The organism is Rhizobium sp. SG2393 (assembly GCF_042610495.1).
In the GTDB taxonomy this organism is placed as follows: Bacteria; Pseudomonadota; Alphaproteobacteria; order Rhizobiales; family Rhizobiaceae; genus RU20A.
The window spans coordinates 1,546,815-1,570,234 of the sequence record NZ_JBHGAP010000001.1 but is presented as its reverse complement, the minus strand read 5'-3'; the positions used below and the strand labels follow the sequence as shown (position 1 = coordinate 1,570,234).

19 protein-coding genes are annotated in these 23,420 nt (G+C 64.9%); 13 read left to right on the top strand and 6 right to left on the bottom strand.

Features of this window, described 5'->3' with window-relative positions:
- Positions 1–128: 128 nt before the first annotated feature.
- Positions 129–824 (top strand): Crp/Fnr family transcriptional regulator, encoded by a 696-nt coding sequence (locus ACED18_RS07390; protein ID WP_377291097.1) that lies wholly within the window; start codon positions 129–131, stop codon positions 822–824.
- A 36-nt stretch (positions 825–860) separates the two neighbouring features.
- On the opposite strand, the gene ACED18_RS07385 is transcribed toward ACED18_RS07390, so the two are convergent.
- Positions 861–1,370, bottom strand: coding sequence for a Dps family protein (locus ACED18_RS07385; protein ID WP_377290464.1), 510 nt, complete (start codon positions 1,368–1,370; stop codon positions 861–863).
- 263 nt (positions 1,371–1,633) lie between these two features.
- Here ACED18_RS07385 and ACED18_RS07380 point away from each other — a divergent pair, with 263 nt between their 5' ends.
- Positions 1,634–2,011 (top strand): hypothetical protein, encoded by a 378-nt coding sequence (locus ACED18_RS07380; protein ID WP_377290462.1) that lies wholly within the window; start codon positions 1,634–1,636, stop codon positions 2,009–2,011.
- 9 nt (positions 2,012–2,020) lie between these two features.
- Here ACED18_RS07380 and ACED18_RS07375 read toward each other — a convergent pair whose 3' ends face one another.
- Entirely contained in the window at positions 2,021–3,055 is a 1,035-nt protein-coding gene (locus tag ACED18_RS07375) for a DUF2793 domain-containing protein (RefSeq protein WP_377290460.1), read from the bottom strand.
- A gap of 133 nt (positions 3,056–3,188) precedes the next feature.
- Entirely contained in the window at positions 3,189–3,965 is a 777-nt protein-coding gene (gene cysQ / locus ACED18_RS07370; RefSeq protein ID WP_377290458.1) for a 3'(2'),5'-bisphosphate nucleotidase CysQ, read from the bottom strand.
- A gap of 221 nt (positions 3,966–4,186) precedes the next feature.
- Here cysQ and ACED18_RS07365 point away from each other — a divergent pair, with 221 nt between their 5' ends.
- From ACED18_RS07365 to ACED18_RS07315, 11 genes are all read left to right on the top strand, one after another.
- Entirely contained in the window at positions 4,187–5,437 is a 1,251-nt protein-coding gene (locus tag ACED18_RS07365) for a sarcosine oxidase subunit beta family protein (protein WP_377290456.1), read from the top strand.
- Positions 5,438–5,449: 12 nt separating this feature from the next.
- A complete protein-coding gene (locus ACED18_RS07360; protein ID WP_377290454.1) occupies positions 5,450–5,728 on the top strand; it encodes a sarcosine oxidase subunit delta in 279 nt (92 codons plus the stop codon).
- A complete protein-coding gene (locus ACED18_RS07355; RefSeq protein ID WP_377290452.1) occupies positions 5,725–8,682 on the top strand; it encodes a sarcosine oxidase subunit alpha family protein in 2,958 nt (985 codons plus the stop codon). The genes ACED18_RS07360 and ACED18_RS07355 overlap by 4 nt, the downstream gene beginning before the upstream one ends.
- A gap of 10 nt (positions 8,683–8,692) precedes the next feature.
- Positions 8,693–9,268: a sarcosine oxidase subunit gamma gene (locus ACED18_RS07350; RefSeq protein WP_377290450.1), complete on the top strand. Its 576-nt coding sequence runs from the start codon at positions 8,693–8,695 to the stop codon at positions 9,266–9,268.
- Between the two features lie 198 nt (positions 9,269–9,466).
- Positions 9,467–11,893: an FAD-dependent oxidoreductase gene (locus ACED18_RS07345; protein WP_377290448.1), complete on the top strand. Its 2,427-nt coding sequence runs from the start codon at positions 9,467–9,469 to the stop codon at positions 11,891–11,893.
- 283 nt (positions 11,894–12,176) lie between these two features.
- Complete coding sequence (locus ACED18_RS07340; RefSeq protein ID WP_377290446.1) at positions 12,177–13,079, top strand: branched-chain amino acid ABC transporter permease; 903 nt, start codon at positions 12,177–12,179, stop codon at positions 13,077–13,079.
- Between the two features lie 4 nt (positions 13,080–13,083).
- Positions 13,084–14,472, top strand: a complete 1,389-nt coding sequence (gene livM / locus ACED18_RS07335; RefSeq protein WP_377290444.1) for a high-affinity branched-chain amino acid ABC transporter permease LivM — start codon at positions 13,084–13,086, stop codon at positions 14,470–14,472.
- Positions 14,472–15,359: an ABC transporter ATP-binding protein gene (locus ACED18_RS07330; protein WP_377290442.1), complete on the top strand. Its 888-nt coding sequence runs from the start codon at positions 14,472–14,474 to the stop codon at positions 15,357–15,359. Before livM ends, ACED18_RS07330 begins: the two co-directional genes overlap by 1 nt.
- Positions 15,359–16,084 carry an ABC transporter ATP-binding protein gene (locus ACED18_RS07325; protein ID WP_377290440.1) on the top strand — a complete coding sequence of 242 codons (726 nt, stop codon included), beginning with the start codon at positions 15,359–15,361 and terminating at the stop codon, positions 16,082–16,084. Before ACED18_RS07330 ends, ACED18_RS07325 begins: the two co-directional genes overlap by 1 nt.
- Before the next feature lie 17 nt (positions 16,085–16,101).
- Positions 16,102–16,449 carry a DUF6867 family protein gene (locus ACED18_RS07320; RefSeq protein WP_377290438.1) on the top strand — a complete coding sequence of 116 codons (348 nt, stop codon included), beginning with the start codon at positions 16,102–16,104 and terminating at the stop codon, positions 16,447–16,449.
- A gap of 117 nt (positions 16,450–16,566) precedes the next feature.
- Entirely contained in the window at positions 16,567–17,685 is a 1,119-nt protein-coding gene (locus tag ACED18_RS07315; RefSeq protein ID WP_377290436.1) for a branched-chain amino acid ABC transporter substrate-binding protein, read from the top strand.
- A gap of 122 nt (positions 17,686–17,807) precedes the next feature.
- Here the strand turns inward: ACED18_RS07315 and ACED18_RS07310 are convergent, their stop codons facing one another.
- The 3 genes from ACED18_RS07310 to ACED18_RS07300 form a co-directional block, all read right to left on the bottom strand.
- Positions 17,808–18,734 (bottom strand): response regulator, encoded by a 927-nt coding sequence (locus ACED18_RS07310; RefSeq protein ID WP_377290434.1) that lies wholly within the window; start codon positions 18,732–18,734, stop codon positions 17,808–17,810.
- On the bottom strand, positions 18,721–22,110 hold the full coding sequence (locus tag ACED18_RS07305; protein ID WP_377290432.1) for an ATP-binding protein: 3,390 nt from the start codon (positions 22,108–22,110) through the stop codon (positions 18,721–18,723). The genes ACED18_RS07310 and ACED18_RS07305 overlap by 14 nt, the downstream gene beginning before the upstream one ends.
- A gap of 116 nt (positions 22,111–22,226) precedes the next feature.
- Complete coding sequence (locus tag ACED18_RS07300) at positions 22,227–23,264, bottom strand: SHOCT domain-containing protein (RefSeq protein WP_377290430.1); 1,038 nt, start codon at positions 23,262–23,264, stop codon at positions 22,227–22,229.
- Positions 23,265–23,420: the final 156 nt, after the last annotated feature.

The following is a 23,420-nucleotide window of genomic DNA, read 5'->3' as shown; positions in this document are numbered from 1 at the left end:
CGGCTGCGCGGACGGGAAACGGAAACGGGACCGGCGCGGTGGAGAACGGGCGCGGTGCGTCTGCGGATGCGGAAAGCCGGATCCGGCGGGCGGCGGGGCGCACACCGTGCGAGCTGTGTCCGCTGCGCATGCTGGACCACTTCCGGCCCTTCACGCAGCCGGAGCTGGATTTCGTCTCCACGTTCAAGATGGGCGAACTGGCAGTGGAGGCCGGTACGACGATCCTTGCCGAGGGCACGCGCAGCGCGCATCTCTACACGGTGCTGGATGGTTGGGGCTTCCGTTACAAGATGCTGGAGGACGGGCGCCGGCAGATCCTGAACTTCATGATGCCCGGCGATCTCGTCGGCCTGCAGGGCTCGCTGATGGGCGAGATGCAGCATTCGGTGGAGGCGCTGTCGCCCATGGCGCTCTGCGTCTTCGAGCGCGCCCGCCTGCACGAGATTTTCACGAACTATTCCGATCTCGCCTATGACCTCACCTGGATCGCGTCGCGCGAAGAACGGATGCTGGACGAGAATCTTCTGTCGATCGGGCGGCGCACGGCGCTGGAGCGGGCGGCCTATCTGCTCGTCTTCCTGTTCCAGCGGGCGCGGGCGGTGAAGCTTTTCGCAGGCCCGAGCGGCATCATTCCGATTACGCAGCAGCATGTGGCCGATACGCTCGGCCTGTCCATCGTCCATACCAACAAGACGCTGCGCAAGCTCGCGCAGCGTGGCCTGGTCCGCTGGGCAGACCGGGGCTACGAGGTGCTGGACGAACAGGCGCTGATGGAGGTCGGTCACTGGGACGGCTACAAGGAAAAACGGCGCCCCTTCATCTGAAGGAGCGCCGTTGGACATGCCTGGTCTGACGATCGATTACTCGGCGACGATGGCGCGGAGCATCCACAGGGCCTTTTCGTGGAAGGTCAGCCGGTCGGTCAGCATATCGGCCGTGACGACGTCTTCGTTCTCGTCGGCCTTGGTGGCGGCCTTGCGCATGGCCTGCACGGCGGCCTCGTGTTCGGCGATCAGGTCCGCGATCATGCCGGCGGCGGAGAGGTTTTCGACGTCACCGTTCTCGGGTGCGAAACGGGTAGCGTCGCCGATCTTGGCGGGCGCAAGGTGGCCAAGCGCGCGGATGCGTTCGGCGATGATGTCGATGGCGCCGAAAAGGGTCGTGTAGTGCTCTTCCGTCAGCTCATGCAGGGGCTTGAACAGCGGGCCGACCACGTTCCAGTGGTAGATGTGGCTCTTGATCATCAGGCGGTAGCTGTCGGCGAGGATGTCGGAGAGCGAGGCTGCGATTTCGCGGCGGTACTTGTCGGCAAGGCCGATATTCATCGTCTCGGAATGGGCCTTCGGCTTCAGGGTGGCGGCAACGGCCATGGTCGGTCTCCTTGTTGCGGGTTCGGCGGGTTCGCTCTGGCGGGAAAATCCGGTTTGGGTATGCTCGCAAGGGAACGCATTGGCCGCGCGCTTGTTCCGCCGCGATGGTGAGGAGGGGATTGCTGCGGGCGCTATGTCAAAGTTAAATGCCGATTAAGGCGGATAACCCTATGGATGGCATCGAGAATCGATCCGGAGGCTACCGGTTGCGGTAGGCCGAACGGCCTTAGCGCCGTTTGGGCCTAGACTGAGGAGGCTTCGACATGACTGAGGTGAATGCACTGGCCATGGCCCTGCCCGAAACGGTTCTGGTCCTCGAGGACAACTTCATCATTGCGATGGAAGCGGAGGATATTCTCCTCACGCTCGGATGCCGCACGATCGTGATCGCTGCGACGCTGGAAGAAGCGCAGGCGGCGATCGAGGCGACGCTGTTCGATTTCGCGCTGCTCGACGTCAATCTCGGCCAGCAGACGAGCTTCGACTTTGCCGCGACGCTGAAAGCACGCGGCATCGCCTTCGGTTTCGTCAGCGGCTACGGGGAGGACGAGGTGTTCCCGGCCGAATTCCGCACCGCGCCCCGGACGCTCAAGCCGTTTACGGCCGATAGCCTGTCGAGCCTGTTCTTCTCGGCCGGCTGAGCTGCCTTTTCAGAGCATCACCAACACGAGTTCGGTCTTGTTGAGGCCGAAATCCAGCGGCGTCGTGCCGGTGTGCCTCAGCGCCAGCCAGTCGCCGGCGGTAAGCATGGCAAGGCCGACGGCACTGCGCTGGTAGGCTGCGGTGGCCGTGTCGTTGTCGGCGATGCGGGCGAGCGCCGTCGCGCCATTGGCCTCGACCGTCACGGTGAAGGCACCGCTCGGATTGGCATCGACGCTGAGCGCGACCAGATACGGACCGGTGACGGGCACGATCAGTCGGTTACCGATGCCGCCGGGTACGGCTGCACCGAGACTGACATTGCCCTGCGAGACTGCCAGCGTCTGGAAGCCGGTGAGGCTGTTGTCCGCGGGGGTCTGGACGCCGCCGCCGAGCGTGGCGCGGGCCAGCGGCCGTTGCGGCATCAGCACTGCGCCGGCGGAGGAGATGGAGAGCGCGGTCGCCCAGCTTACGCCGTTGGCGCTGGTCTTGATGGTCAGCTGGTCGCTGCCGGTGAGGCCGATTTCGGCGCGGCCCGACCAGTTCGACTGGAAGAGCAGGCTTGCGGTTTCAGCGATCGCCGCCTTGTTGACGGTCATGCGGTGGCCGTTGCCGACATGGGTGAAGAGGCTTGCCGCACTCGCCACCGCAAGCCTGTTGGTGTCGTCTGGGCTCGTGTTGATGCCGAAGCGGGGCGGGTTGCCGATGGGATCGAAGATCTCCCAGCCCGCGCCGTCATGGACCATCATGCGATTGTCTTCAAGGAACCAGGCCCGCCAGCCGGCGCGCGGCGTGAGATAGATCCAGTCGCCATCCTGCCGGAGCGCGAGCTTGCCGGCGCGGCCGGCCCATAGCCCCGAAGCGCCGGCAGCAATCTCGAAGCAGGTGCCGTCGTCTGCCGTCGCGGGCGGGGCAGCCAGCGTGCCGAACACGGCGAGCTGGGCGACACCATCCAGGATCTGCAGGGCCTCGTTGTGCGTCACGTGCTTCATGGCCTGCGAGGGCAGGATGTAGGGCATTGCGAGATTGGGGGTGGTGTCGCTCATCGGTGTCTCGTCCTTCGGCAGGCTGCAATCGATGCAACGAGCCTAGGAGCGGGGTGAGCGAGGGGGATGGCGGAGCAGGGGGCGATTTGTCCCGAAACGGTTTTTCGCTGCTTTCTTCCCCGTTGTCTGACGGTTACGGGCGACCGCGCGAGACGAAGAAGGGGTTGGCGAAATCCTCCTTGCCGCCCATATCGCGCTTGCCATAGGCCAGCGGTGCGCCATCCATGGTCAGCGTTTCACCGCCTGCGGCCCGCAGGATGGCATCACCGGCCGCCGTATCCCACTCCATGGTGCGGCCGAAGCGTGGATAGATATCGGCAAGGCCTTCCGCCAGCAGGCAGAATTTCAGCGAAGAGCCGACCGCCTGGAAATCCTGAAGCCCGTGTTCGTGCAGGTAGGCCAGGGTTTCCTCGCTGTTGTGGGAGCGGCTGGCGACCGCCACGATCCGGTCGCCCCGGTTGCGGCAGCCGATGACGACGGACGGCTGTTCCACCGCATCCTCGCCGATCACCACCTTCTCGGCCCGGCCGCCGGCGCCGGTATAGAGCAGGCCCAGCGCCGGGGCGTAGATGACGCCGAGAACCGGCTTTCCCGCTTCGATGAGGGCGATATTGACGGTGAAATCGTCGTGGCGGGCGATGAATTCGCGCGTGCCGTCCAGGGGATCCACGAGGAAGAAGGTGCCGCCGGAAATATCCGGTACGCAGCCGGCCGCCACCGATTCCTCGGCGACCACGGGAATGTCCGGGAAAGCCTTCAGCAGTGCCGCGAGGATGATGCGCTCGGCCTCGCAATCGGCATCGGTGACCGGTGAGCAATCCGGCTTCCACTCGACAGACGCGCCGCGGCGGTAAATGGCGAGAATCGCCTGGCCGGCTTCGATGGCGGTCTGCCGGAGAATGTCGAGCATTGCTGGTCCTGTCTGCCTTTCGGCGTCTGACGACGCATCCGGGGAAGCATCTTCCCCGATCTTTCGCTACAAGCAAGGCCGAAGACGGCATTTCGGCCTCGGCCGGCGGCGACGTGCCAGCCTTGCCACACCTCGCCGGCAAAAGCGCGGTGCGGCGATTGCGATGCTTTGAAGCGTCTTCGGCCTATGCCAGTGTAGGCGCGAAACATACGGGTTGCTGCATGCGCTATTCGGCTCTTTCCATCCTTCGCAACGCTCTCAAGGGAAATCTCGGCTGGACGCCGGCCTGGCGCCAGCCGGAGCCGAAGCCGCATTACGATGTCATCATCGTCGGTGGCGGCGGGCATGGTCTATCGACGGCCTATTACCTCGCCAAGGAGTTTGGTGTGCGCAATGTCGCGGTGCTCGAAAAGGGCTATCTCGGCTCCGGCAATGTCGGGCGCAACACGACCATCGTGCGTTCCAACTACATGATGCCCGGCAACGAGCCCTTCTACGAGTTTTCCATGAAGCTCTGGGAAGGGCTGGAGCAGGACCTGAACTACAATGTCATGCTCTCGCAGCGCGGCATCATCAATCTCTACCATTCCGACGGCCAGCGCGACGAATATCTCAGGCGCGGCAATGCCATGTGGATGGAGGGCGTGCCGGCGGAGAACCTGACGCGGGCGCAGCTGAAATCCATGCTGCCTTACCTCAATTTCGACCATGCGCGCTATCCGATCCTCGGCGGCCTGCTGCAGAAGCGGGCCGGCACGGCGCGTCATGATGCGGTGGCCTGGGGCTATGCGCGCGGCGCCGACCGCAATGGCGTCGACATCATCCAGCATTGCGAGGTGACGGGCATTCGCCGCGAGGACGGCGTCGTCACCGGCGTGGAGACCTCGAAGGGTTTCATCGGCTGCGGCAAGCTGGCGCTGGCGGCGGCAGGCAACACGACCGTGGTCGGCGCCATGGCCGGGCTGAAGCTGCCGATCGAAAGCCATGTGCTGCAGGCCTTCGTGACCGAGGGCATCAAGCCGGCCATTGACCATGTCATCACCTATGGCGGCGGACACTTCTATATTTCGCAGTCCGACAAGGGTGGCCTCGTCTTCGGTGCGGAGATCGACGGCTTCACCTCCTATGCGCAGCGCGGCAATCTGGCGACTGCCGAGCATGTGATGGAGGAGGGGGTGACGATGATCCCCGGCCTGTCGCGGGTTCGGGTGCTGCGCGCCTGGGGCGGCGTCATGGACATGAGCATGGACGGCTCGCCGATCATCGACCGCACGCCGATCGATAATCTCTACCTCAACTGCGGCTGGTGCTATGGCGGCTTCAAGGCGACGCCGGCCTCCGGTTTCTGCTTCGCGCATCTGATCGCAAAGAACGATCCGCATCCGGTGGCGCGTGCGCTGCGTCTCGACCGCTTCGAGCGCGGCTACGAGATCGACGAACACGGCGCCGGGCCGCAACCGAACCTGCATTGAGAAGAACGCGTCATGGCAAGTCTGATCGCCTGCCCGCATTGCGGCATCCGTCCCAAGGAAGAATTCGTCGTGCGCGGTGATGCCGCGCCGCTGCGGCCCGATCCCGCCGCTTCCGACGAGGCGTGGACGGACTACGTCTTCGTGCGTGCCAACCCGCGCGGGCGCACCTTCGAGCACTGGCAGCATGTGGGCGGCTGCCGACGTTTCCTCGTCGTGGAACGCGATACGGTGAGCCACGAGGTCTATTCGGTGACGGATGGCGCGGTCTTCGCGCGGGGGAGAACGGCATGAACGCCCATCGTCTCGACAATGGCGGGCTCGTCGATCGCGGCGCCAGCCTCGACTTCTCCTTCGACGGGCGGCGGATGCGCGGCCTTGCCGGCGACACGCTGGCCTCGGCGCTGCTGGCGAACGGGATCACGCTGGTTGGCCGGTCCTTCAAGTATCATCGCCCGCGCGGGATCGTGACGGCGGGTGCCTCCGAGCCGAACGCGCTGGTGACGATCGGCAGCGGTGCGCGCAGCGAGCCGAATACGCGCGCCACGGTCGCCGAGCTCTATGACGGGCTGACGGCGAAGAGCCAGAACCGCTGGCCGTCGCTTTCCTTCGATGTCGGCGCGGTCAACGGGTTTCTCTCGCCGATGATCTCGGCTGGGTTCTACTACAAGACCTTCATGTGGCCGGCTGCCTTCTGGGAGAAGGTCTACGAGCCGATCATCCGCCGCGCCGCCGGTCTCGGCCGGGCCGTGTTGGAACGCGACCCTGACGGCTACGAGAAGAGCTGGGCGCATTGCGACCTGCTCGTCATCGGTGCCGGTGCCGCCGGCCTGATGGCCGCGGTGACAGCCGCGCGCGCCGGGCTCGACGTCATCCTCGCCGACGAAGGGTTCCGCCCCGGCGGCGGGCTGCTGGGCGAGACCGATGTCATCGACAACCAGGCGGCGCCCGTCTTTGCCACACATATCGTGGACGAGCTGAAATCGCTGTCGAATGTACGCATCCTCACACGCACCACCGTGTTCGGCTGGTACGACGACAATGTCTTCGGCGCGGTGGAGCGGGTGCAGAAGCATGTGGTCGAGCCCGTCTCCACGCGGCCGGTGGAGCGCGTCTGGCGCATCGCGGCGGCGCGCGCGATCCTTGCTTCCGGCGCAGAGGAACGGCCGCTGGTGTTCGGCGGCAATGACCGCCCCGGCATCATGACGGCGAGTGCGATCAGCACCTATGTCAACCGCTATGCGGTGACGCCCGGCCGCTCGGTCGCCATCTTCACCACCGGGCCGCAGGGCTACCAGACGGCGGCGGATCTGGTGCGTGTCGGCGTCTCCGTGCCTGCGATCATCGACGTGCGTCCGGGCGCGCAGGATGCCGCGCCGAAAGGCGTGCGCGTCATTGCCGGCGGTGCCGTGGTGGATAGCAGCGGCGGTCTCAGGGTCGATGGCATCACCGTCGAGCGATCCGGCTTCCGGGAGACGATCGCCTGTGATGCGCTCGCCATGTCGGGCGGATACAGCCCGGTCATCCATCTCGCCTGCCAGCGCGGCCTGAAGCCGGTGTGGTCTGAGGCGCATGCGGCGTTTCTGGCGCCCGACACCGGGCCGCAGCTCACCGTTGCCGGTGCGGCCGCGGGCCACGGCTCGCTGTCGGCGGCGCTCGCAGACGGTGTCTCGAAGGCGCTTGGCGCCGTTGCCGATCTCGGCCGTCGCGCTGCGCCTGCGCCCCTGCCACAGGCGGAAGCGCGCGAGGCATCCGAGCCCGCGACCCTGTGGTTCGTTCCGGGCGCGCGCTCGAAGGCCTTTGTCGATTTCCAGAACGACGTGACGTCGGACGATCTGGGGCTCGCGCTGCGGGAAGGCTTCGGTCACGTCGAGCATGCCAAACGCTACACCACCAATGGCATGGCGACCGACCAGGGCAAGCTCTCCAACATCAACGCCATCGGCATTCTGGCCGGCATGCAGGGTGTCAGCCCGGCCGAGGTCGGCACCACGACCTTCCGGCCCTTCTATACGCCCGTCTCCTTCGGCGCACTGGCGGGGACGGCACGCGACATGCATGCAAGCCCCATCCGCCGCTCGCCGCTGCATGGCTGGGCGGAGGCCGAGGGCGCGCGCTTTGTCGAGGCGGGGCCGTGGTATCGTTCCTCGCATTTTCCGCGTCCGGGCGAGAAGGGGCTGAACGACACCGTCAACCGCGAGGTGCTGGCGGTGCGTAATGGCGTCGGTATCTGCGACGTTTCCACGCTCGGCAAGATCGAGGTGTTCGGCGCGGATGCTGCCGAATTCCTCAACCGCCTCTATTCCAATGCCGTGCTGAAGCTGCCGGTCGGCCGCGCCCGCTATGGGCTGATGCTGCGCGAGGACGGGATCGTCTATGACGACGGCACCGTCAGCCGGCTCGCTGATACGCACTACCTCGTGACGACGACCACGGCGCTTGCCGCCGGCGTGCTCTCGCACATGGAATATGCCGCGCAGGTGCTGTGGCCCGATCTCGACGTGCGCTTCGTCTCGGTCAGCGACCAGTGGGCGCAGATGTCGATTGCCGGGCCGAAGGCGCGCGCGGTGCTCGCACCCTTCGTGGAGGCCGATCTCTCCGACGCTGCCTTCCCCGCACTTGCTGCCGGGGCCGTGACGCTGAAGGGCGGTCTTCGGGCCCGGCTGTTCCGCATCTCGTTTTCCGGCGAGCTTGCCTATGAGCTGGCGGTGCCGGCAAGCCATGGCGAGGCGGTGGCCGAAGCTCTCATGCAGGCCGGCCGCACTCACGGCATCACCGCCTACGGGCTCGAGGCGCTGAACGTGCTGCGCATCGAGAAGGGCTTCGTCACCCACGCGGAAATCGACGGCCGCACGACGCCTGACGATCTCGGCCTCGGCAAGATGCTCTCGACGCAGAAGCCCGACTTCATCGGCAAGCGGCTGTCCTCCCGCTACGGCCTGACGGCGGCGGACCGCATGCAGATGGTCGGCCTGCTGCCCGTCGACAAGGACAAGGCGATGCGGGCCGGGGCGCATCTCTTGCGGGAAGGCGCCAAGCCCTCGACGCTGAACGACCAGGGATGGGTGAGTTCGGCCTGCTATTCGCCCGTCGTCGGTCGCCACATCGCGCTTGCCTTCCTGAAATCCGGTCGCGAGCGCTATGGCGAGCGCATCGTGGTCTGGGATCGCATGCATGGCGAAGAGGTTGTCGCCGAAGTCGTACGGCCCGTCTTCGTCGATCCCGACAACCAGAAAATCAACGGGTGAGGCAAGCGCCATGACGACGACAACGCCTTCTTCCTCCGCCACCTTCCGCAAGGTCCATCCGCTCGATGCCCACAGCGCCATCCGGCTTGGCCTTCCTGCGCCCGATCACCTCGCCGTCATCCGCTCCGCCGCCATGGCGAGCGTGCTCGTTGCGCCGGCCTTTGAGGCGGAGGCAAAGGCCGTTCTGCTGTCGGCACTCGGCGCCGGCCTGCGATACGTTTCACCCGGCGAGTGGCTGGCGGTGTCGCGGGACGAGGTGCCGGAAGGGCTTCTCGGCCGGCTCTCCATGACGCTGGCCGGCATGGCCGATGTCATCGACCAGTCGGATGCCCGTGTGCTGCTCGACCTTTCCGGCCCCGCCGTGCGCGCCATTCTCGCCAAGGGGGCGGGCGTGGATCTGAGGCCCGATGCCTTCCCCGTCGGCCGCTCCGCAAATGTCGTGATCGGCCATGTCGCGGCCAATCTCGCCGCTGTCGCGCCTGACCGATTCGAGATCGCGGTGACGCGAAGCTATGCGGTTGCGCTCACCGACGACCTCCTTCTGATGGGGCGCGAATTCGGGCTTTCCGTGGGCTTTTCCGACTGACGACGGAATGCGTCATGATGTGACGCAAACGAGACGCTTATCGGCCAGAAAATGGCGCAATCGCGCCAATCGTCTTCGTCAGGATGGCTTTTGCGGCGCACGGATTCTGGGTAGCGTGGTGGAAATCGCGGTGCCCGCCGGTCGCTGTTTCCGGGTGGTGCCGCGCCAGAGCGCCCATTCCATCCCGGAGAAATCTTCATGAAAAGCCATGCCAGGGTCGTCGTCATCGGTGGAGGCGTCGTCGGCTGTTCCGTGCTCTATCACCTGACAAAATTCGGGTGGACGGATGTCGTGCTCGTGGAGCGCTCGGAGCTGACCTCCGGCTCCACCTGGCATGCGGCCGGCGGCATGCACACCATCAACGGTGATCCCAACGTCGCCAAGCTGCAGAAATACACGGTGGAACTCTACAAGGAGATCCAGGAGTATTCCGGCCAGGATATCGGCCTGCACATGACCTCCGGCATGATGCTGGCGGCGACCAAGGAGCGGTTCGACTGGATGAAGTCGATCCTCGCCAAGGGCCGCTACATGGGTCTCGACGCGCATCTGCTGACCCCGAAGGAAGCGCATGACCTGATGCCGCTGATCGATCCCGACCAGTTTGTCGGCGCCGTGTTCGATCCCGTCGAGGGCCATCTCGATCCCTATGGCACCACCCATGCCTATGCCAAGTCCGCCAAGAAGAACGGCGCGGAGATCTATCTCCACACCAAGGTCGAGGATCTCGTGCAGCGCGAGGACGGCCACTGGCGCGTCATCACCAACAAGGGCGAGATCATCGCCGAGCATGTCGTCAACTGCGGCGGCCTGTGGGCCCGCGAGGTGGGCCGCATGGTGGGGCTGGAACTGCCGGTGCTCGCCATGGAGCACATGTATCTCATCACCGAGGACATGCCTGAGGTCATCGAGTTCAACAAGACGCGCGGCAAGGAGCTGATGCACTGCGTCGATTTCGACGGCGAGATCTATCTGCGCCAGGAACGCAACGGCATGCTGATGGGCACCTATGAGAAGGCCTGCCGGCCCTGGTCGCCCGTCAACACGCCCTGGGATTTCGGCCACGAGCTGCTGGCGGAGGATATCGAGCGCATCACGCCCGAGCTCGAAGTCGGCTTCCGCCACTTCCCGGCCTTCAACAATGCCGGTATCCGCAAGATCATCAACGGCCCCTTCACCTTCTCGCCGGATGGAAACCCGCTCGTCGGTCCCGTGCGCGGCATGACCGGCTTCTGGTCGGCCTGCGCCGTCATGGCCGGCTTCAGCCAGGGCGGCGGCGTGGGGCTGGCGCTCGCCAACTGGATGATCCACGGCGATCCGGGCTTCGATGTCTTCGCCATGGACGTTGCCCGCTACGGCAGTTTCGCAACGCTCGGCTACACCAACAAGAAGGTGCGCGAGAACTATTCCCGCCGCTTCTCGATCCGCTACCCCAACGAGGAATTGCCGGCGGCCCGCCCGTTCCTGACGACGCCGATCTACGACCGGCTGAAGGATGCCGGCGCCGTCTTCGGCGCCTCCTACGGCCTCGAGGCGCCGCTGTGGTTTGCGCCCAAGGGTGTCCAGGATCACTTCTCCTGGCGCCGCTCCACCGATTTCGACACGGTCGCCGCCGAGACGAAGGCGGTGCGCGAGGGCGTCGGCCTGATGGAAACCTCCGGCTTTGCCAAATATGCGGTGAAGGGACCGGGTGCCGAAGCCTGGCTCGACCGGATGCTCGCAGCCCGCATTCCCGCCACGGGCCGCATGACGCTGGCACCGATGCTCAAGGAGGACGGCAAGCTCATCGGCGACTTCACGCTCGCCAAGCTGGGCGAGGGGGATTTCCTCGTCATCGGCTCCGGCATTGCGGAAGATTACCATATGCGCTGGTTCGAGAGCCATCTGCCGAAGGACGGGTCGGTGACGATCGAGGCGCTGAATCTCGCGCTTGTCGGCCTTTCGGTCGCCGGGCCGAAGGCGCGCGACGTACTGCAGGCGCTGACGCATCTCGATCTCTCCGACGCGGCCTTCCCCTTCATGGACATCCGCCGCATGGATCTCGGGATGGCGCCGACCATCGTCGGCCGTGTCAGCTATACCGGCGATCTCGGCTACGAGATCTGGATGAAGCCGGAATACCAGCGCTACCTGTTCGACGCGATCCTGGAAGCGGGAGCGCCGCATGGCATCCGGCTTTTCGGCCTCAGGGCGCTCAATGCGCTGCGGCTGGAAAAGTCCTTCGGCAGCTGGTCGCGCGAATATCGTCCGCTCTACGGGCCGCTGGAAGCCGGGCTCGGCCGTTTCGTGGCACTCTCCAAGCCCGCCGACTTCATCGGCAAGGCGGCGGCGGCGGCCGAAAAGGCCGAGGGCGGCACGCTGCGGCTGCGCACCTTCATCATCGATGCCCGGGATGCCGACGTGATCGGCGACGAGCCGATCTATCACAAGGGCGAAGTGCGCGGCTGGGTCACGTCGGGCGGCTATGCACACGCCTCCGGGCTTTCGGTCGCCATGGGCTATGTGCCGAAGGAGATCGCCGACGAGGCGGACGGCTGGTCGGTGGAACTGCTCGGCGAGGTGCTGGCGGCCCGTCTGCAGGCGCAGCCGCTGTTCGACGCGAACGGATCGCGCATGCGCTCCTGATTTTCGTCATGTGGCGACACCGGGGCGCGGTCACGACCGCGCCCTGCTTTCGTAGAAAATTCGAAAATGCGCTCAAAATCCACAGAATAATGCCGCCAAAGCGAGCGAAACGGCAGGAAATGCGGCAGATTCTTGCAAGTGTTACAAGAACCTGTCCTTTTCGTGATTTTTGACTTTCAATTTCGATCCAAACCGCTATGGAATCCTCATCCGCAGAAAAAGCCCGCAAAGGGTGCGAAAACAAGAGATATGACCGCTCAAGGATCATATCCGGGGGATTGGTATGGAATATTTCATCCAGCAGCTCGTGAACGGGCTGACTCTTGGCTCGATCTATGGCCTGATCGCCATCGGTTACACGATGGTCTACGGCATCATCGGCATGGTCAACTTTGCCCATGGCGATATCTTCATGCTCGGCGGGTTCGCCGCGCTCATCGTTTTTCTCCTGCTCACCTCCTTCTTCGCCGGCATTCCGGTGGCGCTGGCCCTGCTCATCATGATGGTGGTCGCCATGCTGATGGTCAGCCTGTGGAACTGGACGATCGAGCGGGTGGCCTATCGTCCGCTGCGCGGCTCCTTCCGCCTGGCGCCGCTCATCACAGCCATCGGCATGTCGATTGCGCTGTCGAACTTCATCCAGGTGACGCAAGGCCCGCGCAACAAGCCGATCCCGCCGCTCGTCACTTCGGTCTATGATGTCTTCGGCATCTCGATCTCGCTGAAGCAGCTGCTGATCGTGGTCATCACCGCGGTGCTCCTGACGGCCTTCTGGTACATCGTCAACCACACGCCGCTGGGGCGCGCCCAGCGCGCGACCGAACAGGACCGCAAGATGGCCGCCCTGCTCGGCATCGACGTGGACCGCACGATCTCGGTCACCTTCATCATGGGGGCCGCGCTCGCCGCCGTCGCGGGTACGATGTACCTGATGTATTACGGCGTCGTGGTCTTCACCGATGGCTTCGTACCCGGCGTGAAGGCCTTCACGGCGGCCGTTCTGGGCGGCATCGGCTCTTTGCCGGGCGCTGTCATCGGCGGCATCCTCATCGGCCTGATCGAATCGCTGTGGTCGGCCTATTTCAGCATCGACTACAAGGATGTGGCGGCGTTCTCGATCCTCGCTATCGTCCTGATCTTCAAGCCGTCCGGCATTCTCGGACGACCGGAAGTCGAGAAGGTTTGATCCCATGGCAAATCCTCAATCCAACACGCCCGCCGCCGGACCCTCTCTGACGGCGCAGGCCCTGCGCGAAGCCTTCTATGCCGGCCTCGTCTCGCTCGGCCTCTTCATCCTGTTCGTCGGGCTCAAGACCGACCAGAACATCCGCAACGAACTGGTGCTGGTGCAGCGCTGGGGCCTGCTGGCGATCTTCATCGGCGTGGCCATGGTCGGCCGCTTCATTACGGTCGCCTATCTGCGTCCCTACATGGCCGCCCGCAAGGCGACCCGGGATGCGGCGGTTGCCGATACGGAAGAGAGCTTCCTGAAGCGCAACTTCTCCAAGCTCGCCGTTCTCGCGCTGGTGCTCTTCCCGCCCGTCGTCATCGCGCTGTCGGGCGTGCAGGGCTCGCTGAAGTGGGTGGACAATTTCGGCATCCAGATCCTCATCTACGTGATGCTCGGCTGGGGTCTGAACATCGTGGTCGGCCTTGCCGGTCTGCTCGACCTCGGCTACGTCGCCTTCTATGCGGTCGGGGCCTATTCCTACGCGCTGCTGGCCTCCACCTTTGGGCTGTCCTTCTGGATCCTGCTGCCGCTCGCCGGCATTCTCGCCGCCTTCTGGGGCATGATACTCGGCTTCCCGGTGCTGAGGCTCAAGGGTGACTATCTCGCCATCGTCACGCTCGCCTTTGGGGAAATCATCCGTCTCGTCCTCATCAACTGGACGGACGTGACGCGCGGCACCTTCGGTGTCTCGGGCATCCCGAAGGCGACCTTCTTCGGTATCTGGTCCTTCGACGTGTCTGCGCCGAACAATTTCGCCAAGGCTTTCGGCCTGCCGATGTCGTCCGCCTACTACAAGATCTTCCTCTACTACCTCATCCTGGCACTCGCGCTGCTGACGGCTTACGTCACGATTAAGCTGCGCCGCATGCCGATCGGCCGTGCCTGGGAAGCGCTGCGCGAGGACGAGATCGCCTGCCGCTCGCTCGGCATCAACACGGTGACGACGAAGCTGACGGCTTTCTCGATCGGCGCCATGTTCGGCGGTTTCGCCGGCTCGTTCTTCGCGGTTCGCCAGGGCTTCGTCTCGCCGGAATCCTTCGTCTTCCTCGAATCCGCGATCATCCTCGCCATCGTCGTTCTCGGCGGCATGGGTTCGCTGATCGGGATCGCGGTTGCGGCGGCGCTCATGATCGGGGGTACGGAACTCCTGCGCGAAATGACCTTCCTCAAGGCCGTGTTCGGACCGGACTTCACGCCGGAACTCTACCGCATGCTGATTTTCGGCATCGCCATGGTGGTCGTCATGGTCTGGAAGCCGCGCGGCTTCGTCGGATCGCGTGAACCCACCGCCTTCCTCTATGAGCGCAAGGCCGTCTCCGGCAGCTTCACCAAGGAAGGTCACGGCTGATGGCTTCGACGGGTACGACAATGACCAAGGACAGCATTCTCAAGGTCGAGCATCTCTCGATGCGCTTTGGTGGCCTGATGGCGATCAACGACCTCTCCTTCGAGGCCAAGCGCGGCGATATCACCGCGCTGATCGGCCCCAACGGCGCCGGCAAGACGACCGTCTTCAACTGCATCACGGGCTTCTACAAGCCGACCATGGGCATGATCACCATGACCCAGAAGTCCGGCAAGTCCTACATGCTGGAGCGGCTGCCGGACTTCATGGTGACGCGCGAAGCCAAGGTCGCTCGCACCTTCCAGAACATCCGTCTCTTCTCGGGCCTGACGGTTCTGGAAAACCTGCTGGTGGCGCAGCACAATGCGCTGATGAAGGCATCGGGCTACACCGTTCTCGGCCTGCTCGGTCTTCCCGCCTACAAGAAGGCGGCGGCAGCCTCGATCGACAAGGCACGCTTCTGGCTGGAGAAGGCCGATCTGCTCGATCGCGCCGACGATCCGGCCGGCGATCTGCCCTACGGGGCCCAGCGTCGTCTGGAGATTGCGCGCGCCATGTGCACGGGGCCGGAATTCCTCTGCCTGGACGAGCCGGCCGCCGGCCTCAACCCGCGCGAGTCGCTGGCCCTCAACACGCTGCTGCGCGCCATCCGCGACGAGACCGGCACGTCGATCCTGCTCATCGAGCACGACATGTCCGTGGTCATGGAAATCTCCGACCATGTCGTGGTGCTGGAATACGGCCAGAAGATCTCCGACGGCACGCCGGAGCATGTGAAGAACGATCCGAAGGTCATCGCGGCCTATCTGGGCGTCGAGGACGAAGAGGTCGAAGAGGTGATCGGAGAGATCGAGGTCGTGGCCGAAGGCGCAGGGGAGGGCAAGCACTGATGAGCGAGACTCTTCTCAACGTAAAGGGCGTCGAAACCTACTACGGCAATATCCGCGCGCTCGGCGGTGTCGATGTCGAGGTCAAGAAGGGCGAGATCGTCTGCCTGATCGGCGCCAACGGTGCCGGCAAATCGACGCTGATGATGACGATCTGCGGCAGTCCGCAGGCGCGCACCGGAACGGTCACCTTCGAGGGCCGCGACATCACGCGCATGCCGACCCACGAGATTGCCCGTCTTCGCATCGCCCAGTCGCCGGAAGGGCGCCGCATCTTCCCGCGCATGACCGTCTATGAAAACCTGCAGATGGGCGCGAGCCTCGACAACCTCAAATATTTCAACGAGGACGTCGAGAAGATCTTCACGCTCTTCCCGCGCCTGAAGGAGCGCCAGAGCCAGCGCGGCGGCACGCTGTCGGGCGGCGAGCAGCAGATGCTCTCCATCGGCCGCGCGCTGATGGCGCGTCCGAAGCTTCTGCTCCTGGACGAGCCGTCGCTCGGTCTTGCGCCGCTGATCGTCAAGGGCATTTTCGAGGCGATCAGGAAGCTCAACGAGACGGAAGGCCTGACGGTCTTCCTCGTGGAGCAGAACGCGTTTGCGGCGCTCAAGCTGTCGCACCGCGCCTATGTCATGGTGAACGGCAAGGTGACCATGACGGGTTCGGGTCGTGAGCTTCTGGCCAACCCCGAGGTGCGCGCCGCGTATCTCGAGGGCGGGCGTCACTGAGGTCGGAGGACAGCATCATGCTTCAGGGTATCCTGCACGAAGAACCGTCGATCCTGCAGTTCTTCTTCATCACGATCATCATGGGCGGCTGGACGGCCTGGCGCACCGGCAAGAGCGTGGCCGAGGCCTGGCAGGGCACGACAACGCTCCTGATCTACACGCTTCTGCTGGGTGTCGCGATCCGTTTCATCCATCACGCACTCTTCAACGGCACGATGTTTTCGTTGCAGTTTTATGTCGTGGACACCGTCATTCTTTTGTTGTTTGCTGTCGCCGGATTCCGCTTCTACAGGACGAAGCAGATGACCAACAACTACTACTGGCTCTACGAGAAGGCCTCGCCCTTCTCCTGGAAATCGAAATAATCGGGAACACGGCGCGCGGGCTTCATCTCCCGGCGCCTCATAAATACCGGCGCAATTTTGGTGGGTTATTGCGACCGGTCCTAAACAGACACCCGCTTGGCTATTGGGAGTTACAAGATGAAGAAGTCTCTTTTGTCGGCCGTCGCTCTTTCGGCAATGGTCGCTTTCAGCGGCACTGCCTGGGCTGACATCCTGGTCGGCGTTGCCGGTCCCCTCACGGGCCCGAACGCTGCCTTCGGTGCACAGCTCCAGAAGGGTGCCGAGCAGGCTGCCGCAGACATCAACGCTGCCGGCGGCATCAATGGCGAGCAGATCAAGATCGTTCTCGGCGACGACGTGTCCGACCCGAAGCAGGGCGTTTCGGTTGCCAACAAGTTCGTTGCCGACGGCGTGAAGTTCGTTGTCGGTCACTTCAACTCGGGCGTTTCCATCCCGGCATCCGAAGTCTACGCCGAAAACGGCATCGTGCAGATCACGCCGGCTTCCACCAACCCGAATTTCACCGAGCGTGGCCTGTGGAACACCTTCCGTACCTGCGGCCGTGACGACCAGCAAGGTGCCGTTGCCGGCGCCTATATTGCTGCGAACTTCAAGGACGCCAAGGTCGCCGTCATTCACGACAAGACCCCCTATGGTCAGGGCCTTGCCGACGAAACCAAGAAGGCGCTCAACGCTGCCGGCGTGACGGAAACCGTCTACGAAGGCATCAATGCCGGCGACAAGGACTTCTCCGCCCTCATCGCCAAGATGAAGGATGCCGGCGTCAGCATGATCTATTACGGCGGTCTGCACACCGAATTCGGTCTGCTGGAGCGCCAGGCTGCCGACCAGGGCCTGAAGGCAACCTTCATGTCGGGTGACGGTATCGTCTCGAACGAACTCGCCTCCATCGCCGGCGACGCCGTCGACGGCACGCTGATGACGTTCGCGCCCGATCCGCGCAAGAACCCGGCCGCCAAGGAGCTCGTTGAAAAGTTCCGTGCCGCCGGCTTCGAACCGGAAGCCTACACGCTCTACTCCTACGCCGCTCTGCAGGTGATCGCCGAAGCCGCCAAGGCTGCCGGCAGCACCGATGGCCAGGCCGTTGCCGAAGCCATCAAGGCCAAGGGCCCGTTCGCAACCGCGATCGGCGAACTCGGCTTCGACGAGAAGGGCGACATCACGCGTCCGGACTACGTCATGTACACCTGGAAGAAGAACGCCGAAGGCAAGTACGACTACGTGCAGAACCCGTAAGGTTCAAAGCCGCGCCCTGCCGTCTGGTCGGGCGTGGCGACAGGATCGCTTTTGCGGAACGCCCGGCCATCGTGCCGGGCGTTTTCGCGTTCAGATCCCTGTTTGAAATCAGACGATGCCGCCTATGTCTCGTGCAGCACGTTGGCGGCGCGCACGGCGGCGGAGGCGCGGTTTTCGACGCCGAGCTTCACATAGATCTGTTCCAGATGCTTGTTCACCGTGCGCGGGCTCAAGCCCAGGATCTCGCCGATGTCGCGGTTAGACTTGCCATGGGCGATCCACAGCAGCACCTCCGCCTCGCGTTCGGTGAGCCCGAAGCTCTGGCGCAGCAGGGCGTCACCCGCCGCCCGGGTCGCGCTCGTCAGACGGAAGAGGAATTCGTCCGCGCCGATGGCGCCGACAAAGGCGAGATTGAGGGCGGGCGTCCCGCCGATGGCGATGACCAGCGTGTCGCCGCCGCTGCCGGCGGCGCGATCGGCCATGAAGGCGCGGATGTCGGCGGCGATCGCGCCCAGCCCCTCGTTCGTGCCGCTGGCGGCATCGACGAGGCGGGCGGCCTGCGGGGTCGCCCAGCGCAGCGCGCCATCGCCATCGACCGCCAGCAGGTGGCGCCCGGCGGCATCGAGGGCGGCGCGTGCGCTCTGGGCGGAGCGGGCATTGGCGAGGTGGACGCGGATGCGGGCGCGCAGCTCATCGATATTGATGGGCTTGGTGAGATAATCGACACCGCCCGATTCCAGCGCATGGACGATGTGCTCGGTCTCCGTCAGCCCGGTCATGAAGATGACGGGAACGTCCGCGACGGCGGCGCGGGTCTTCATCTGCAGGCAGGTCTCGAAACCGTCCATGCCCGGCATGACGGCATCCATCAGCACCACATCCGGCGTGATGCGATCGGCCACGTTGAGCGCCGCCTTGCCGGAGGTCGCGATCAGCACGGAAAAGCCGGATTGTTCCAGCGCATCGGTGAGGAAGCCGAGCGTTTCGGGGCTGTCGTCCACGATCAGCACGATGTCGCGGGGATGGGCTGCCGTGTCAGGAGGGGCCACGGGTCTTTTCCTTCGTGGTGAGGGCGTGCAGGAAGTCGGCGTAGCCGGCAAGGTCGAAGGCCTGTACGAAGCCGCGCGCCTGCTCGACGAAGGACCCGTTCTCCTCGTTCTTGGCGAGGTCCGCAAGCTTCGCCTCGATGCCCCTGACATAGCCGATCTCGCCGAGCCGGATCAGCTCTTCCAGATGCGCCGTGCCGGGGCTGACGACGGCACCCTTCGCTCGGGCGGCGGCGGCCGGCGCCTCGCCGGTGTCATGGACCCATTCGAGGTTCAGGTGGATGGCGAGCTTGTCCTGCATGCGGCGGATGTCGAAGGGCTTGGCGAGCGCATCATTGTGGCCGCTCTTGCCCTCGGCGGCGGAGACATCGCCGATATTGGCGGAGACCATGATGATGGGCGCCATCTGGCCGGTTTCGCGCAGGCGCGTCACCAGTTGCCAGCCGTTCATGCCGGGCATGGAGATGTCCACGAAGAAAAGGTCGGCCTTGACCCCCTCGATCAGCGCCAGACATTCCGGGCCGCTCGCCGCCGTCAGCACGATGAAGTCCATGGGCTTGAGGATCTCGCCCATGAGGTCGCGGTGGTCCTCGTTGTCATCGACCACGACGATGGTGCGGCGCGGGCCCTTGTAGGTGGCGATCTTGCGCTGCGAGGGCGGCGGGGCGGGGCGATCGACGGCCGAGAGCAGCAGGCGCACGCGGAAGGTGGAGCCGGCGCCGCGCTCGCTGGTGACGGCGATCTCGCCGCCGAGCGTCTGGGTCAGCAGCCGCGTGATGGTGAGGCCAAGGCCGAGGCCCGGCATGGGGCGGATATGCTCGGCCTCGCCGCGCTGGAAGGGCTCGAAGATGCGCGGCAGGTCGCTTTCGGAAATGCCGCGGCCGGTATCGGCAATGGTGAAGGTGGCGACCTGGCTGCGGTAGTCCACCTCGAAGCGGATCGTGCCCTGCTCGGTGAATTTCATGGCGTTGGAGAGCAGGTTGACGAGAATCTGGCGCAGGCGCTTCTCATCCGTCTTCACATAGAGCGGCAGGTTGCCGGCGCGCCGGTGCACGAAGGCAAGGCCCTTGGCTTCGGCCTGCGGGCGGAACATGTCGGCGATCTGGTCGAGGAAGTCGGCGATGTTGATCTCGTTGGAGTAGACCTGCAGGCGCCCGGCCTCGATCTTGGAGATATCGAGGAGACCGTCGATGAGGCCCGAAAGGTGGTCGGCGGAGCGGCGGATGACCTTGATGGCGGACTGGCGCGGGGCGGGGATCGTCTCGTCGCGTTCGAGGATCTGGGCGTAGCCGAGTACGGCGTTCAGCGGCGTGCGCAGCTCGTGGGAGAGGCCGACGACATAGCGGCTCTTGGCGCGGTTGGCGGCTTCGGCCGTTTCCTTGGCCTGCTGCAGGGCGGCGTCGGTCTTCTTGTGGGCGGCGATTTCTTTGAGCAGCAGCGTGTTCTGGCGGGAGGATTCCTCCTCGGCCACCACGCGGCTGTCATGGGCGAGCACGTAGAACCAGCAGACGACGCCGGCGACGACCGCGAAGACGAAGAAGACGACGGCGATCGTGCCGTTCACCACCTCCGCCGTCTCCGGCGAGGCTTCGCCGGCCTGATGGCCGATGAGGGCGAGGATGGCGCCGATGGCGCCGATCGACAGGCAGGCGCTCAATGCGTAGCGGCCGAGGCGGGTGGCGAGCTTTTCGATGATCCATTCGGGCAGCAGCTTGCGGGCGACGGTGACGGCCTGCGCGTTGAAGCGCGCATGGGGCTTGCACATGTCATGGCAGCGGCTGTCGAGCGAGCAGCAGAGCGAACAGATCGGCGCGGCATAGGCCGGGCACCAGGCCATGTCCTCGGGTTCGAAGGGGTGTTCGCAGATGGAGCAGGCGATGGTCGTCTGGTTGTGCCAGCTGGCGCGCGGCTTGCGGGCGAGGTAGTAGCGCCCCTTCGTCGCCGCCGCGATCGCCGGGGACGCGATGAAGGCGACGATCAGCGTGATGTAGGGCGCAAGCGAGGCCGCGATCTCGCCGAAGACGCCGAAATGGGCTGTCAGCGCAATGCCGGCCGACAGCGCCATGGCGCCGACGCCGACGGGATTGATGTCGTAGAGATGGGCGCGCTTGAACTCGATGCCGGGGGGCGCAAGGCCGAGCGGCTTGTTGATGAAGAGGTCGGCCGAAATCGCCGCGAGCCAGGACATGGCGATGATGGAGAAGATGCCGAGTGTCGCTTCCAGCAGGCCGTAAATGCCGAGTTCCATCAAAAGGAGCGCGATCACCACGTTGAAGACCAGCCAGACGACGCGGCCGGGGTGGCTGTGGGTGAGGCGGGAGAAGAAGTTCGACCAGGCGAGCGAGCCCGCATAGGCATTCATCACGTTGATCTTCAGCTGCGAGATCACCACGAAGGCGGCCATCAGCAGGAGGGCTGCCGTGTCGTTGGGGATCATGTAGCCGAAGGCGGCGAGGTACATGTGGGCGGGGTCTGCCGCCTCGCGGGCCGGAACGCCGGTGGAGAGCGTCAGCACGGCAAGGAAGGAGCCGGCCAGCAGCTTCGGCACGCCGAGCACCACCCAGCCGGAGCCGGCGAGGAAGACGGCAATGCGGTGGCGCAGCCTGTGGCTGCCCGTGGGCGGCAGGAAGCGCAGGAAGTCCACCTGCTCGCCGATCTGCGGCATCAGGGCGAGGATGACGGCGGAAGCGGCGCCGAACTCGATGAGGTCGAAGGGTGCGGCGCCACCGACCTCGGCATTCGAGTGGCCGATGCCGGCAAAGGCGCGCCAGAGGTCGATCTTCTCCCAGTCCAGAAAGGCGATGAAGATAAAGGGCAGGATGTTCAGCACGATCCAGAAGGGCTGGGTGACGAGCTGGAAGCGCGAGATGAGCCGGATGCCGTAGGTGACGAGCGGAATGACAACGACGGCGGAGATGATGTAGCCGAGCCAGAGCGGAATGCCGAAGGCGAGCTCAAGCGCGCCCGTCATGATCGATGCCTCGATGGCAAAGAGCATGAAGGTGAAGCTCGCATAGATCAGCGAGGTCACCGTGGAGCCGATATAGCCGAAGCTCGCGCCGCGTGTCAGCAGATCGATATCGACGCCGTGGCGGATCGCGTAGCGGCTGATGGGCACGCCGACGACGAGCATCAGCACGGAGGCGACGAGGATGGCGAAGAAGGCGTTGGTGGTGCCGTAGGCCAGCGTGATCGTGCCACCGATCGCCTCCAGCGCCAGGAAGGAGATGGCGCCGATGGCGGTCTGGGAAATGCGCTCGGAGGAAAAGCGCCGCGCGCTCTTGGCCGTGAAGCGCAGCGCATAGTCTTCCAGCGTCTGGTCGGCCACCCAGCGGTTATAGTCGCGCCGGACGGGAATGATGCGTTGGCGGGCGGTCATGCCTGTTTTCTGGCGCCTGTATCGGAGTGCTTAACCTGCGGGCACTTTTGGCCAAGGCGCGTCCAAAGGCAAGGGAAATGGGGGCGGGAAGGCCGCCCCCATCCTCTATCCAGCGTTCAGAGCCGGTCGAGCAGGTCAGCCTTCTTCGAAGAATATTCCTCGTCCGTCAGGACGCCCTTGGCGTGGAGGGCGGCCAGGCGTTCGATCTTGGCGAAGATCTCGTCGTCGGAGAGCGGCGCGGTTTGCGTCGGCTGCACAGCGGGCGCTGGCTGACGGATCTCCGCGGGAGGCTGCGTGGGGGTGAAGGACTGCGTCACGAAGGGCTCCTGCGCGACGGGCTCGGCTGCGGCCTGCGCCGGTTCCGGCACGCTGGCGGGAAAGCCATTTGCTTCGCCGTTCGCCTGCCCGTTCGCCGGGGCGTGGGTCTGTTGCGAGCCGTTCTGCCGGTCGGTGGAGGCGGTCAGTTGCGGCAGGTCGGCAACGCGCACCAGGCCGAACTGCGAGGTGAAGGTCAGCGACTGATCGCCCGACTGCTGCTGGCCGAAGCCGGAAATCTGATGGTCGCCGGTGTCATAGGTGGTCTGCTGGCCGTTGATCTCGATGACGAGGCGGCGGGAGGCGGGGAAGAAGGCGTAGCGCAGATTGTTCTGCGAGCCGACCGCCGAGGGGTGGCCGAATTCGCCCGGCCAGCCGCCCGAGGACATGGAGGTGCCGCCGGAGACGAAGAGGCTGGAGGTGCCGCCGCCCTGCTGTCCGGACGCCTGGCCCTGGAACTGGCCGTAGCCGCCGCCCTGCTGCTGCGACTGGCCGTAGCCCTGGCTTTGGCTCTGGCCCTGGGACGGCCACTGGTTCTGCGACTGCATCTGCTGCGGCACCGGGGCGGGCGCCGGCTGGCTGGCGAGGAGGTCTGACAGTTCCTGGCAGAGCCAGTCCACCTTGGCCTTCAGGCCATTGTTGAACATGTCGCCGATCATGGTCATGCCGCCGCGCGACCACTGGCCCATGCCGCCCACTTCCGGATGGTTGAACTGGGCCTGCGTGCCGCCGCCATTGGCGACCGCCATCAGCATATGGGTCGCGGCATCAAGGCTGACGCCATGGCGCGCGGCAAGATCCGTCAGGATGCGACGGCCGTCTTCGCTAAGGGGATGCATGGAATGTCCGATCGTGGGAGGAGGCGTGACCTGCGGAGGTGCCGGCCCTTGCGTCTGAAGAAAGACTAGCACGTCCATGTGACAGAAGACAGGAGAACGGCCCGTTTTCTCAGGCACCGGCACGCTTTCCCCCGCCGCCTACGTCAAACTACGTAT

What these genes read in the sequence shown, in the direction of transcription:
- ACED18_RS07355 (WP_377290452.1), top strand. Translation starts at nt 5,725, where the DNA reads ATGAACGCCCATCGTCTCGACAATGGCGGGCTCGTCGATCGCGGCGCC.
- ACED18_RS07320 (WP_377290438.1), top strand. Translation starts at nt 16,102, where the DNA reads ATGCTTCAGGGTATCCTGCACGAAGAACCGTCGATCCTGCAGTTCTTC.
- ACED18_RS07390 (WP_377291097.1), top strand. Translation starts at nt 129, where the DNA reads ATGCTGGACCACTTCCGGCCCTTCACGCAGCCGGAGCTGGATTTCGTC.
- ACED18_RS07350 (WP_377290450.1), top strand. Translation starts at nt 8,693, where the DNA reads ATGACGACGACAACGCCTTCTTCCTCCGCCACCTTCCGCAAGGTCCAT.
- livM (WP_377290444.1), top strand. Translation starts at nt 13,084, where the DNA reads ATGGCAAATCCTCAATCCAACACGCCCGCCGCCGGACCCTCTCTGACG.
- ACED18_RS07315 (WP_377290436.1), top strand. Translation starts at nt 16,567, where the DNA reads ATGAAGAAGTCTCTTTTGTCGGCCGTCGCTCTTTCGGCAATGGTCGCT.
- cysQ (WP_377290458.1), bottom strand. Translation starts at nt 3,965, where the DNA reads ATGCTCGACATTCTCCGGCAGACCGCCATCGAAGCCGGCCAGGCGATT.
- ACED18_RS07305 (WP_377290432.1), bottom strand. Translation starts at nt 22,110, where the DNA reads ATGACCGCCCGCCAACGCATCATTCCCGTCCGGCGCGACTATAACCGC.
- ACED18_RS07375 (WP_377290460.1), bottom strand. Translation starts at nt 3,055, where the DNA reads ATGAGCGACACCACCCCCAATCTCGCAATGCCCTACATCCTGCCCTCG.
- ACED18_RS07325 (WP_377290440.1), top strand. Translation starts at nt 15,359, where the DNA reads ATGAGCGAGACTCTTCTCAACGTAAAGGGCGTCGAAACCTACTACGGC.
- ACED18_RS07340 (WP_377290446.1), top strand. Translation starts at nt 12,177, where the DNA reads ATGGAATATTTCATCCAGCAGCTCGTGAACGGGCTGACTCTTGGCTCG.
- ACED18_RS07360 (WP_377290454.1), top strand. Translation starts at nt 5,450, where the DNA reads ATGGCAAGTCTGATCGCCTGCCCGCATTGCGGCATCCGTCCCAAGGAA.
- ACED18_RS07300 (WP_377290430.1), bottom strand. Translation starts at nt 23,264, where the DNA reads ATGCATCCCCTTAGCGAAGACGGCCGTCGCATCCTGACGGATCTTGCC.
- ACED18_RS07385 (WP_377290464.1), bottom strand. Translation starts at nt 1,370, where the DNA reads ATGGCCGTTGCCGCCACCCTGAAGCCGAAGGCCCATTCCGAGACGATG.
- ACED18_RS07345 (WP_377290448.1), top strand. Translation starts at nt 9,467, where the DNA reads ATGAAAAGCCATGCCAGGGTCGTCGTCATCGGTGGAGGCGTCGTCGGC.
- ACED18_RS07330 (WP_377290442.1), top strand. Translation starts at nt 14,472, where the DNA reads ATGGCTTCGACGGGTACGACAATGACCAAGGACAGCATTCTCAAGGTC.
- ACED18_RS07380 (WP_377290462.1), top strand. Translation starts at nt 1,634, where the DNA reads ATGACTGAGGTGAATGCACTGGCCATGGCCCTGCCCGAAACGGTTCTG.
- ACED18_RS07365 (WP_377290456.1), top strand. Translation starts at nt 4,187, where the DNA reads ATGCGCTATTCGGCTCTTTCCATCCTTCGCAACGCTCTCAAGGGAAAT.